Origin of the sequence: Pseudomonas sp. GM60 (assembly GCF_000282415.1) — a bacterium.
Taxonomy (GTDB): domain Bacteria; phylum Pseudomonadota; class Gammaproteobacteria; order Pseudomonadales; family Pseudomonadaceae; genus Aquipseudomonas; species Aquipseudomonas migulae.
This window is the reverse complement of the sequence record NZ_AKJI01000068.1, coordinates 1-14,288: the sequence shown is the minus strand read 5'-3', so window position 1 is coordinate 14,288 and position 14,288 is coordinate 1. Positions and strand designations below refer to the sequence as shown.

At 62.9% G+C, this 14,288-nt stretch carries 2 protein-coding genes; both read left to right on the top strand.

The window, feature by feature from the left end:
- Positions 1–170: 170 nt before the first annotated feature.
- Positions 171–13,169 (top strand): non-ribosomal peptide synthetase, encoded by a 12,999-nt coding sequence (locus tag PMI32_RS12735; RefSeq protein ID WP_008030277.1) that lies wholly within the window; start codon positions 171–173, stop codon positions 13,167–13,169.
- A 201-nt stretch (positions 13,170–13,370) separates the two neighbouring features.
- Positions 13,371–14,183, top strand: a complete 813-nt coding sequence (locus PMI32_RS12740) for an alpha/beta fold hydrolase (protein WP_008030276.1) — start codon at positions 13,371–13,373, stop codon at positions 14,181–14,183.
- Positions 14,184–14,288 lie beyond the last annotated feature (105 nt).

The window sequence follows — 14,288 nt, the reverse complement described above, 5'->3', positions numbered from 1 at the left end:
CAAGACGTCATCCGTTCTCATTGGTGAATGGCTCCGGGCGCAAGCCCCGGCCAAAACAGCATTCCCAATGCCTCGCGCGGTCGGCGAAGACCGCGTCCTGCATGCCCCTGATGGGGCGTGAAAGCAGAAAACCGATTCCAATTGCAAGCCGAATTCAGGCAGGAAACCTCATGACCGACGCGTTCAAAATACCTGGCACACTGGTCCAAGCCCTTCAGCGCCGCGCGGCCCTGACGCCGGATCGGGTGGCCTTGCGTTTTCTCGCCGAAACCCCGGATCAGACGGTGGTGCTCAGTTATCGCGAACTGGATCAGCGGGCGCGCACCATTGCCGGCGCGTTGCAGGCCGAAACTGATTTTGGTGATCGCGCGGTGCTGCTGTTTCCCAGCGGTCCGGATTACGTCGCGGCGTTTTTTGGTTGCCTTTATGCGGGCGTGATCGCGGTGCCGGCTTATCCGCCGGAGTCGGCCAAGCGTCATCATCAGGAGCGCCTGTTGTCGATCATCAGCGACGCCGAACCGCGCCTGCTGTTGACCAGCGCCGGCCTGCGCGATGCGTTGCTGCAAATCGAAGGCGCGCCGCCGCTGCTGTGCGTCGACACCCTCGACGGTGCACTGGCCGCAAAGTGGGTCGAGCCGAATCTCGAAGGCGACCACATTGCCTTCCTGCAATACACCTCGGGCTCCACCGCGCTGCCAAAAGGCGTGCAAGTCAGCCATGGCAACCTCGTCGCCAATGAGTTGCTGATTCGTCACGGTTTCGGCATCGACCTGAACCCTGACGACGTGATCGTCAGCTGGCTGCCGCTGTACCACGACATGGGTTTGATCGGCGGTCTGTTGCAGCCGATTTTCAGCGGCGTGCCATGCGTGTTGATGTCGCCGGCGTACTTCCTCGGTCGGCCGCTGCGCTGGCTCGAAGTGATCAGCGAGTACGGCGGCACCATCAGCGGTGGGCCGGATTTTGCCTACCGTCTGTGCAGCGAGCGTGTCAGCGAGTCGGCGCTGGAACGCCTCGACCTCAGCGGCTGGCGCGTGGCGTATTCCGGTTCCGAACCGATTCGCCTCGACACCCTCGACCGTTTCGCCGAGAAGTTCGCGACTTGCGGTTTCACCCCGGACAGTTTCATGGCGTCTTACGGCTTGGCCGAGGCCACGTTGTTCGTCGCCGGCACACCCCGTGGCCAAGGCATCGGCAACCTGCGCGTGGATGATCAGGCGTTGGCGCAAAACCGTGCCGAAGCGGGTGAAGGCAGCGCGATCATGAGTTGCGGCATCAGCCAGCCGGATCACGCGGTGCTGATTATCGATCCATTGGCGCTGACCGAACTGGCCGACAACGCGGTCGGCGAAGTCTGGGCCACCGGGCCGAGCATCGCCCATGGCTACTGGCGCAACCCCGAGGCCAGCGCCAAGACCTTCGTTCAACACGCCGGCAAAACCTGGCTGCGCACCGGCGACCTGGGTTTCATACGCAACGGCGAGCTGTTCATCACCGGTCGCCTGAAAGACATGCTGATCGTTCGCGGTCACAACCTGTACCCGCAGGACATCGAGCAGACCATCGAACGTGAAGTGGAAGTGGTGCGCAAAGGTCGCGTCGCCGCGTTCGCCGTGAACATCGACGGTCAGGAAGGCATCGGCATCGCCGCGGAAATCAGCCGCAGCGTGCAGAAAATCCTGCCGCCCGAGGCACTGATCAAAGCCATCCGCCAGGCGGTGGCCGAGGCGTATCAGGAAGCACCGAGCGTGGTGGTGTTGCTCAATCCGGGCGCGTTGCCCAAGACGTCCAGCGGCAAGCTGCAACGTTCGGCGTGCCGCAATCGGCTGGTGGATGGCAGCCTCGACAGCTACGCACTGTTCCCATCGGCGGCCCCTGAAAACCAGACCAAAACCGAGTCGGGTTCCGAGCTGCAAAGCCTGATCGGCCAGATCTGGGCCGAGCAATTGCAGGTGAAACAGATCGGTGCCGATGACCACTTCTTCCTGCTCGGCGGCAACTCCATCGCCGCCACTCAAGTGGTTGCGCGCCTGCGTGAAGAGTTGGGTCTGGAGCTGAACCTGCGCCTGCTGTTCGAAGCGCCGACCCTTGGTGCATTTACCGCCGTGGTCGCACAGCAACAACAGGACGGCGGCCTGGCCCAAGGCGCGATCAGCACACTCTCGCGCAGCGAAGCGATGCCGCAATCCCTTGCGCAAAACCGTTTGTGGATTACCTGGCAGCTCGACCCGCAAAGCAGCGCCTACAACATTCCCGGCGCCTTGCGTTTGCGTGGCGAGCTGGATGAAGACGCCCTGCGCGCCAGCTTCCAGCACCTGATCGAACGCCACGAATCCCTGCGCACGCGCTTCTTCGAGCGTGACGGCGTGGCGCTGCAACAGGTCATTGCCGCTGGCGAATTCAACCTGCAACGGATCGACATCAGCGATTTGCCCGTCGCCGAGCGTGAAGCTCGCGCGCAACAAATCCGCGAGGACGAAGCGCACACCCAGTTCGACCTGGAAAAGGGGCCGCTGCTGTGGGTGACGCTGGTGCGCCTCGATGACGAGGATCACCAGTTGCTGGTGACGTTGCACCACATCATTGCCGATGGTTGGTCGCTGAACGTGCTGATCGACGAGTTCTCGCGCCTGTATGCCGCTGCGTCCCAAGGGCAAACGGCAACGCTCGCGCCATTGCCGACCCAGTACGCCGACTACGGCAGCTGGCAGCGTCAATGGCTGGCGCAAGGTGAGGGCGAGCGGCAACTGGCCTACTGGAAAACGCAGTTGGGCGATGAGCATCCGACCCTGAACCTGGCCACCGATCACCCGCGTTCGGCGCAACACCGTCACAGCGCCGCGCGCCACACCGTGCGTTTGGCTGCGCCCCTCAGCGAGGCGATTCGCCAGACTGCCCAGGCCCACGACGCCACGTCCTTCATGCTGTTGCTCGCGGCGTTCCAGAGCCTGTTGCATCGTTACAGCGGCCAAGCCGACATTCGCATCGGTGTACCAAACGCCAACCGTCCGCGCCTGGAAACCCAGGGCCTGATCGGCTTCTTCATCAACACCCAGGTGCTGCGCGCCGAGGTGGATCCGCGGTTGCCATTTGTTGAGCTGTTGGCGCAAACCCGCCAGACAGCCTTGGGCGCCCAGGCGCATCAGGACCTGCCGTTCGAACAACTGCTGGAAGCGTTCCCGCAGGCCCGCGAACAAGGCTTGTTCCAGGTCATGTTCAACCATCAACAACGGGACCTGAGCGCACTGCGTCGCTTGCCCGGGCTGCTCGCCGAAGAACTGCCGTGGCACAGCCGCGAAGCCAAGTTCGATTTGCAATTGCACAGCGAGGAAGACCGTAACGGTCGCCTGAGCCTGTCGTTCGACTATGCCAGCGAGCTGTTTGACGCCACCACCATCGAGCGTCTGGCCGAGCATTTCTGCAACCTGCTGCGGGCCATTTGCGAGCAGCCTGTCACCACCGTCGGCGACCTGCAACTGTTGACCGCGAGCGAGCACGATCAGCAAGCCTCTTGGAGCGTCGCACCGTGCACACCGGCCAGCCAATGGCTGCCGGAACTGCTGAACGAACAGGCACGCCTGACCCCGGAGCGCACCGCGCTGCTATGGGACGGCGGCAACCTGGACTTCGCCGAACTGCACGCCCAGGCCAACCGCCTCGCGCATTACCTGCGCGACAAAGGCGTCGGCCCGGACGTTTGCGTGGCCATCGCCGCCGAGCGTTCGCCGCAACTGTTGATCGGCTTGTTGGCGATCATCAAGGCCGGTGGTGCCTACGTGCCGCTGGACCCGGATTACCCGGCCGAACGCCTGGCGTACATGCTCGGCGACAGCGGCGTCGAATTGCTGCTGACCCAAACCGAATTGCTCGACCGGCTGCCGGCCACCGATGGCGTCAGCGTGATTGCCATGGATGCACTGCACCTGGAGAACTGGCCGAGCCAGGCGCCGGGCCTGCATCTGCACGGCGACAACCTCGCTTACGTGATTTACACCTCCGGCTCCACCGGCCAGCCGAAGGGCGTCGGCAACACCCACGCGGCGCTCGCCGAACGCCTGCAATGGATGCAGAACACCTATCGCTTGAACGACACCGACGTGCTGATGCAAAAGGCGCCGATCAGTTTTGACGTGTCGGTGTGGGAATGCTTCTGGCCGCTGATCACCGGGGCGCGTTTGCTGATTGCCGCGCCCGGCGAACACCGCGATCCGCACCGCATTGCCCAACTGGTTCAGCAATACGGGGTGACCACGCTGCACTTTGTGCCGCCGCTGCTCTCGTTGTTTATCGACGAGCCGCTCACCGCCGAATGCACCAGCCTGCGTCGCGTGTTCTCGGGCGGCGAAGCCTTGCCAGCGGAACTGCGAAACCGCGTGCTGGAGCAACTGCCGGCCGTGCAACTGCACAACCGTTATGGCCCGACTGAAACCGCGATCAACGTCACTCATTGGCATTGCAGCACGGCCGATGGCGAGCGCTCGCCGATTGGCCGTCCGCTGGGCAACGTTATCTGCCGCGTGCTCGACAGCGAGCTCAACCCGGTGCCGGCCGGTGTGCCTGGTGAGTTGTGCATCAGCGGCATCGGTCTGGCCCGGGGGTATCTGGGGCGTCCGGCTCTGACGGCTGAACGTTTTGTCGTCGACCCGTTGGGCGAGCAGGGCGCACGTCTGTATCGCACCGGCGACCGTGCACGCTGGACGGCCGATGGCGTGATCGAATACCTCGGCCGTCTCGATCAGCAGGTCAAACTGCGGGGCTTTCGCGTCGAACCGGAAGAAATCGAAGCGCGTCTGCTGGCGCAAGACGGTGTTGCGCAAGCCGTGGTGCTGGTGCGCGAAACCGCTGCTGGCGGGCAGTTGATCGGTTACTACACGGCCAGCGAAACCAGTGAATCCGAAGACACTCAAACCGCTCGCCTGAAAGCCGCGCTGGCGGCCGAGCTGCCGGAGTACATGGTCCCGGCGCAGCTGATGCTCCTTGAAGAAATGCCCCTCAGCCCAAGCGGCAAACTCGACCGCCGTGCCTTGCCGGAACCGCAATGGCAGGTGCGCGAACACGTCGAGCCGGTCACTGAACTTGAACAGCAGATCGCCGCGATCTGGCGCGAAGTGCTGGGCTTGAAGCAGATCGGTCTGCGCGACGACTTCTTCGCCCTCGGCGGCCATTCGCTGCTGGCCACGCAAATCATCTCCCGCACCCGTCAGGCCTGCGACGTCGAATTGCCGCTGCGCGCGTTGTTCGAAAACAGTGAACTGGGCGTGTTCGCCGAGCAGGTGCAACGGATTCAGGCCAGCGGCAACACCAACAAACAACCGCCGATTGAAAAGGTCGACCGCAGCCAACCGGTGCCGCTGTCCTATTCCCAGCAGCGCATGTGGTTCCTCTGGCAGATGGAGCCGGACAGCCCGGCCTACAACGTCGGCGGCATGGCGCGGTTGCGCGGGGTGCTGGACATCGGGCGCTTCGAGACGGCGTTGCAAGCGCTGATCATGCGTCACGAAACCTTGCGCACCACGTTCCCGAGCATCGACGGCGTGGCGCAACAGCGCGTGCACCCGGAAACCGGGATGCGCATGGACTGGAAGGATTTTTCCGCGCTGGACGCCGATTTGCGCGAACAGCGGGTGCAGGCACTGGCCGACAGCGAAGCGCATCAACCCTTCGATCTGGAAACCGGGCCGCTGCTGCGCGCCTGCCTGGTCAAGACCGCCGAGCATGAACATTACCTGGTGCTGACCCTGCACCACATCGTCACCGAAGGCTGGGCGATGGACATTTTCGCCCGGGAACTCAGTGCGCTTTACGAAGCGTTCGTCGATGACCGCGAATCGCCACTGGCGCCGCTGCCGGTGCAATACCTCGATTACAGCGTCTGGCAGCGTCAATGGCTGGAATCCGGCGAGCGTCAGCGCCAGCTCGACTACTGGACCGCGCAACTGGGGCGCGAACATCCACTGCTGGAATTGCCCGCCGACCGTCCGCGTCCTGCGGTGCAAAGCCATCAGGGCGAGCTGTTCCGTTTCGACCTGAGCGATGATCTCGCGGCATGGGTCCGCGCCTTCAATGCGCAAAACGGCCTGACCCTGTTCATGACCATGACCGCCGCGCTGGCCGTGCTGCTTTACCGCTACAGCGGCCAGACCGACCTGCGCATCGGCGCGCCGGTGGCCAACCGCATTCGCCCGGAAAGCGAAGGGCTGATCGGTGCGTTCCTCAACACCCAAGTGCTGCGTTGCCAGCTCGACGGGCAGATGTCCGTTGGCGAATTGTTCGAGCAGGTGCGCCACACCGTGATCGAAGGCCAGTCCCATCAGGACCTGCCGTTCGATCATTTGGTTGAAGCGTTGCAGCCACCGCGCAGCGCTGCGTACAACCCGCTGTTCCAGGTGATGTGCAACGTGCAGCGCTGGGAATTCCAGCAGAGCCGCACGCTGGCCGGCATGACGGTCGAGTACCTGGCGAACGATGCGCGAGCGACCAAATTCGACCTCAACCTGGAAGTGACCGACCTCGATCATCGGTTGGGTTGCTGCCTGACTTACAGCACCGACCTGTTCGATGAACCGCGCATTGCGCGCATGGCCGGGCACTGGCGCAATCTGCTGGAAGCGTTGCTGGCCGATCCGCAACAGCGCCTCAGTGAACTGCCGTTGCTCGAAGCCACGGAACAGCAAAAGCTGCTCGACAGCCTGGGCATCGAACCGGGTGAACATCGACTGGATCAGTGCATTCATCACCTGTTCAGCGAACAGGCGCTGGTGCGCAAGGATGCGCCGGCGCTGACGTTCGCCGGGCAAACCCTGAGCTACGCCGAGCTCGACAGCCGCGCCAATCGCCTGGCCTGGATGCTGCGCGAACGGGGTGTAGGGCCGCAGGTTCGCGTCGGCCTGGCACTTGAGCGGTCGCTGGAAATGGTCATCGGCCTGCTGGCGATCCTCAAGGCGGGTGGCGCCTACGTGCCGCTCGATCCGGAATACCCGCTCGATCGCCTGCATTACATGATCGAAGACAGCGGCATCGGTTTGCTGCTCAGCGATGCGGCGATGTTCAACGCCCTGGGTGATCTGCCGACAACCGTCAGTCGCTGGTGCCTCGAAGATGACGCTGCCGAATTGGCCAACTACCCGGCCACCGAGCTGCCGTTCATCAGCCTGCCGCAGCATCAGGCGTACCTGATTTACACCTCCGGCTCCACCGGCAAGCCGAAAGGCGTGGTGGTGTCCCACGGTGAAATCGCCATGCACTGCCAAGCGGTGATCGAGCGTTTCGGCATGCGTGCGGACGACTGCGAACTGCACTTCTATTCGATCAACTTCGACGCCGCGACCGAGCGTCTGCTGGTGCCGTTGTTGAGCGGTGCGCAAGTGGTCTTGCGTGCTCAAGGGCAGTGGGACGCAGAAGAAATCTGCGGATTGATCCGTCGCCACCACATCAACATCCTCGGCTTCACCCCAAGCTATGGCAGCCAATTGGCGCAGTGGCTGGCGACTCAGGGTGAAACCTTGCCGGTGCGTATGTGCATCACTGGCGGCGAAGCCCTGACCGGCGAGCACTTGCAGCGCATTCGCGCAGCGTTCAAACCGAGCCTGTTCTTCAACGCCTACGGCCCGACGGAAACGGTGGTCATGCCGTTGGCCAGTCTTGCACCGCAGCAGCTTGAAGAAGGGTTGGGCAGTGTGCCGATCGGCAGCGTGATCGGTGCTCGCGTGGCCTACATTCTCGATGCCGATCTGGCACTGGTGCCGCAAGGCGCAACCGGTGAGTTGTACGTCGGCGGTGCCGGTCTGGCGCAGGGTTATCACGACCGTCCGGGCATCACGGCGGAACGCTTCGTGGCCAACCCGTTCGTGGCCAATGGCGGGCGGATTTATCGCACCGGCGACCTGGTGCGGCAGCGCGTCGACGGTCTGGTGGAATACCTCGGCCGCATCGACCATCAAGTGAAAATTCGCGGTTTCCGCATCGAACTGGGCGAGATCGAAATCCGCCTGCTGGACCATGATTCGATCCGTGAAGCGGTGGTGCTGGCGCTGGACGCCCCGAGCGGCAAACAACTGGTCGGCTATCTGGTGACTGAGGTCGCGGATCAGGACGAAACCCAACAAGCCCAATTGCGTGAAGCCCTCAAGGCTCACCTGAAATCGCAACTGCCGGAATACATGGTGCCGACGCATCTGATCCTGCTGGCGAGCATGCCGCTGACTGCCAACGGCAAACTCGACCGTCGCGCACTGCCGGCACCGGACCCCGAGCTGAATCGTCAGGACTATGTGGCGCCAAGCAACGAACTGGAGCTGACGTTGGCGCAGATCTGGTGCGAAGTGCTGAACGTCGCGCAGGTCGGCCTCAACGACAACTTCTTCGAACTGGGTGGCGACTCGATCCTGTCGATCCAGGTGGTCAGCCGCGCGCGTCAGCAGGGCATTCACTTCAGCCCGCGTGACCTGTTCCAGCACCAGACAGTTCAAACACTCGCCGCCGTGGCCAGCCGCACCGAGCAGGTTACGGCCGAGCAGGGTTTGCTCACCGGCGAATCGCGTCTGACCCCGATCCAGCACTGGTTCTTCGACACCGACATGCCCGAGCGTCAGCACTGGAACCAGGCGTTGTTGCTGGAACCGACCGTTGCGCTGGAACCTCATCGCCTGGAGCAAGCGCTGCTGGCGGTGATCGAGCAGCACGACGCCTTGCGCCTGCGCTTCACCGAGGCCGGCGGCGCATGGACGGCGGCGCACCAGAAGGTGGGAGGCGCCCCCGTGTTGTGGCAAGTGCATGTGCCGGCGATGGATAAATGCGCGGCATTGTTTGCCGATGCCCAGCGCAGCCTCGACCTCGAACAGGGGCCGTTGATGCGGGTGCTGCTGGTCGATGGTCCCGAGGGCCAGCAACGGCTGTTCTTCGCGATCCATCACTTGGTGGTGGACGGCGTTTCCTGGCGTGTATTGCTGGACGATCTGCAAACGGTGTATCGCCAACTGGCGGCTGGGCAGTCGGTGAAACTGCCGGCGAAAACCAGCGCCTTCAAGGATTGGGCGGCCCGTTTGCAGGCGTATGCCGGCAGCGAATCCCTGCGTGAAGAACTGAGCTGGTGGCAGTCGCAGCTGGCCGGGCCGAGCGTCGAATTGCCGTGTGATCGCCCTGAGGGCGGCCGGCAGAATCGTCATGCGCAAACCGTCAGCGTACGCCTCGACAGCGAGTTCACTCGCCAGTTGCTGCAACAGGCACCGAGCGCCTATCGCACCCAGGTCAACGACCTGTTGCTGACGGCATTGGCCCGCGTGCTGTGCCGCTGGAGCGGTAATGAATCAGCGCTGATCCAACTTGAAGGCCACGGTCGCGAGGCGCTGTTCGACGAGATCGACCTGACCCGCACCGTCGGCTGGTTCACCAGCGCCTACCCGCTGCGCCTGACCCCGCAGAACATCGAAGAAGCCGCCGGCCAGGGCGCCTCGATCAAGGCGATCAAGGAACAACTGCGCGGCGTGCCGCACAAGGGTCTGGGCTATGGCGTGTTGCGTTACCTCGCCGACGACCTGTGCCGCGAAGCCATGGCCGCGTTGCCGGTGGCGCCGATCACCTTCAACTACCTCGGCCAGTTCGACCAGAGCTTTGGTGCGGACGCGTTGTTCCGTCCACTGGATGAACCGGCCGGTGCCGCCCACGATCCGAAAGCGCCGCTGCCCAACGAGCTGAGCATTGACAGTCAGGTCTACGGCGGCGAATTGGTGCTGCGCTGGACCTTCAGCGCCGAGCGCCACGATCCGCAAACCATCAGTGAACTGGCGGACGCCTACCTCGGCGAATTGCAGAGCCTGATCGTGCATTGCCTGCGTGACGAGGCGGGCGGCCTGACGCCGTCGGACTTCCCGTTGGCGAAGCTGACCCAGCCGCAACTCGATGCACTGCCGATTCCGGCCGCCGCCATCGAAGACGTCTACCCGCTGACCCCGATGCAGGAAGGCATGCTGCTGCACACCTTGCTCGAACCGGGCACCGGCCTCTACTACATGCAGGACCGCTACCGCATCAACAGCGCGCTCGATCCGCAACGTTTTGCCGAGGCCTGGCAAGCGGTGATCGCCCGTCACGAAGCCTTGCGTGCATCGTTCTGCTGGAACGTTGGCGAAGACATGCTGCAGGTTATCCACAAGCCGGGCAGCACGCCGATCGAGTCCCTCGACTGGACGGCAATCGCCGAGGCGGAGCAAGAGCCCAAGTTGCAGGCGTTGCTGAAAAGCGAGCGTGAAGCCGGGTTCGATCTGCTGAATCAGGCACCGTTCCACCTGCGTTTGATCAAGGTTGGCGAAGCGCGCTACTGGTTCATGATGAGCAACCACCACATCCTCATCGATGCCTGGTGCCGCTCGTTGCTGATGAACGATTTCTTTGAGATCTACACCGCGTTGGGTGAAGGTCGCGAAGCCCAACTGGCTGTGCCGCCGCGCTACCGCGACTACATCGGCTGGCTGCAACGCCAGAGCCTGGCCGAGGCGCGGCAGTGGTGGAAAACCAACCTGCAAGGCTTCGAACGGACCACGCCGATCCCGAGCGACCGGCCGTTCCTGCGTGAACATGCCGGCGACAGCGGCGGCATGATCGTCGGCGACCGCTACACCCGACTCGATGCCCGCGACGGCGCGCAACTGCGTGAACTGGCGCAGGCCCATCAGCTGACCATCAACACCTTCGCCCAAGCGGCGTGGGCCCTGGTGCTGCGGCGCTTGAGCGGTGATCGCGACGTGCTGTTCGGCGTCACGGTGGCCGGGCGTCCGGTGGAAATGCCGGAGATGCAACGCACCGTCGGGCTGTTCATCAACAGCATCGCGCTGCGGGTGAAGATGCCGGAAGACGACCAGCGTTGCAGCGTTCGCCAGTGGCTGAGCGGCTTGCTCGACAGCAACATGCAACTGCGCGAGTACGAATACCTGCCGCTGGTGAGCATTCAGGAAAACAGCGAATTGCCGAAGGGCCAACCGCTGTTCGACAGCCTGTTCGTGTTTGAAAACGCGCCGGTGGAAGTTTCGGTACTGGACCGTGCGCAGAGCCTCAATGCGACCTCGGATTCGGGTCGCACCCACACCAACTTCCCGCTGACGGCGGTGTGCTATCCGGGCGATGACCTGGGTTTGCACCTGTCTTACGACCAGCGTTATTTCGATGAGTCGACCGTTGAACGCATGCTTGGTGAATTCAAGCGCCTGTTGCTGGCACTGGTCGAAGGTTTCCATGGCGACATGGCGGACTTGCCATTGCTGGGTGCCGAGGAACAGGATTTCCTGATCCACGGCTGCAACCAGAGCGAACACGATTACCCGTTGGAGCAGAGCTACGTTGCGTTGTTTGAAGCGCAGGTTGCGCAGCATCCGCAACGGATCGCCGCCAGTTGCCTCGATCAGCAACACAGCTATGCCGAACTGAACCAGCGCAGCAACCGTCTCGGCCATGCGTTGATCGCGGCCGGTGTCGGGCTGGATCAGCCGGTGGCGTTGCTGGCCGAACGTAACCTCGATCTGCTCGGAATGATCATCGGCAGCTTCAAGGCCGGCGCGGGTTATCTGCCGCTGGATCCGGGGCTGCCAAGTCAGCGCCTGAGCCGGATCATCGACCTGAGCCGCACGCCGTTGCTGGTCTGCACCCAGGCCTGTCGCGAACAGGCGGTGGCGTTGCTGGAGGAATTCGGTTGCGCCAGTCGGCCACGGTTGCTGGTGTGGGAAGAGGTGCAGGCGAGCGAAGTGTCGGTGGCGAATCCGGGCATCTACAGCGGCCCGGACAACCTTGCCTACGTGATCTACACCTCGGGTTCGACCGGCCTGCCCAAAGGTGTGATGGTCGAACAGCGCGGCATGCTCAACAACCAATTGAGCAAGCTGCCGTACCTGAACCTCAGCGCTGCCGATGTGATCGCGCAGACCGCTTCGCAAAGCTTCGACATTTCGGTCTGGCAGTTCCTTGCCGCACCGTTGTTCGGTGCACGGGTGGACATCGTGCCGAACACCATCGCCCACGATCCGCAAGGCTTGCTGGCGCATGTGTCGGCCCAGGGCATCACCGTGCTGGAAAGCGTGCCGTCGCTGATTCAGGGCATGCTCGCCCAGGAACGCATGAGCCTCGACGGCCTGCGCTGGATGCTGCCGACCGGTGAAGCGATGCCGCCGGAACTCGCGCACCAATGGTTGCTGCGCTACCCGGACATCGGGCTGGTGAATGCTTACGGTCCGGCGGAATGTTCGGACGACGTGGCGTTCTTCCGTGTCGACATGGCGTCGACTCGCGGCAGTTACTTGCCGATTGGCACGCCGACCGACAACAACCGTTTGTACCTGCTCGATGGCGCGCTGGACCTGGTGCCGTTGGGTGCGGTGGGCGAACTGTGCGTGGCCGGCACCGGTGTCGGGCGCGGTTATGTCAGCGATCCGTTGCGTACCGCGCAGGTGTTTGTGCCGAACCCGTTTGGCGCCCCGGGTGATCGCTTGTATCGCACCGGCGACCTTGCCCGTCGTCGCAGTGACGGCGTGCTGGAGTACGTTGGGCGCATCGACCATCAGGTGAAAATTCGCGGCTACCGCATCGAGCTGGGTGAAATCGAAGCGCGTCTGCATGAGCAACCGGAAGTGCGCGAAGCGGCGGTTGGTGTGCAGGAAGGCGTGAACGGCAAGCATCTGGTCGGCTATTTGGTCGCGACTGATTCTTCACTTAATCCGACTGAGCGCCTGGAGCGCATCAAGCAGCGCCTGCGCGCCGAGCTGCCGGAATACATGGTGCCGCTGCACTGGTTGTGGCTGGAACGGATGCCGCTCAATGCCAACGGCAAACTGGACCGCAAGGCACTGCCGGCGCTGGAGATCGGCCAGTTGCAGAGCGAGGATTATCAGGCGCCGCGCAATGAACTGGAGCAGACGTTGGCGGGTATCTGGGCCGAGGTGTTGAAGGTCGAAAAGGTCGGTGTGCGCGACAACTTCTTCGAGTTGGGCGGGCATTCGCTGCTGGCGACGCAGATTGCGTCGCGGGTGCAGAAAGCCCTGCAACGGGACGTGCCGCTGCGGGCGATGTTCGAGTGCAGCACGGTGGAGGAATTGGCTGAATACATCGACGGGTTGGCGGCGAGTGACATCACCGAGGACAAGGTTGATCGGTTGAATGACTTGATGGCGGAGTTGGAGGGCCTGTAATTCTCTAGCGTCTGGGATGGCCCCTTCGCGGGCAAGCCTCGCTCCTACAGGATTTGTGTCGTTCATAATAATTGCAATCGACACAAATCCTGTAGGAGCGAGGCTTGCCCGCGAAGGCGTCATTTCAGCCACCACAAAGTTGACTCTGGATCGCTGGCGGCTCAGTCTGCCCGCTCCCTTTTTGGCAGAGGAGACAGTTTGATGCCCTTCGTTACGATTGACGGACAACCCCTTCACTACATCGATCAAGGCACCGGCCCTGCCGTATTGCTCGCCGGCAGCTACCTCTGGGACCAAACCATGTGGGCGCCGCAGATCGCCGCCCTGTCACAGCACTACCGGGTCATCGCCCTGGACCTGTGGGGCCACGGTGAATCAGGCCCACTACCCGAAGGCACGCAATCGCTGGATGACATTGCACGTCAGGCGCTGGCCTTGCTCGATCATCTGCACATCGACCGTGTCACGCTGGTCGGTCTTTCCGTCGGTGGCATGTGGGGCGTGCGCCTGGCGCTGTCGGTTCCTCAGCGTATCAACGGCCTGGTGCTGATGGACACTTACGTCGGCGTCGAACCTGAACCCACTCGCCAATACTATTTTTCGTTGTTCAAACAGATCGAAGACAGCGGCGTGATTGCACCGCAACTGCTCGACATCGTTGTGCCGATTTTCTTCCGTCCGGGCATCGACCCGCACTCGGCGCTGTATCAGGATTTCCGCGCAAAACTGGCTGCGCTACCGCCAGAGCGTCTGCGCGAAAGTATCGTGCCGCTGGGGCGGATCACATTTGGGCGCGATGATGTGTTGCCGCGCCTGGGCGAGCTGGAGGCTGAGGCCACGCTGGTGATGTGTGGTGATCAGGACAAGCCGCGACCACCGTCGGAAACCATTGAAATGGCCGAGTTGATCGGTTGCCCGTATGTGCTGGTGCCGGAGGCGGGGCATATCTCCAATCTGGAGAATCCGCGGTTTGTGACCGAGGTGTTGCTGGAGTTTCTAGCCCAGAGAGATTAGTCGGTCTCAAAGACGCCATCGCCGGCAAGCCAGCTCCTACAAGGTTTGAGTCGTTCACAAAAATTGCGATCGACGTAGACCCTGTAGGAGCTGGCTTGCCGGCGA

Excerpts from the sequence above, each read along its gene's own strand:
- PMI32_RS12735 (WP_008030277.1), top strand. The coding sequence starts at position 171 with ATGACCGACGCGTTCAAAATACCTGGCACACTGGTCCAAGCCCTTCAG.
- PMI32_RS12740 (WP_008030276.1), top strand. The coding sequence starts at position 13,371 with ATGCCCTTCGTTACGATTGACGGACAACCCCTTCACTACATCGATCAA.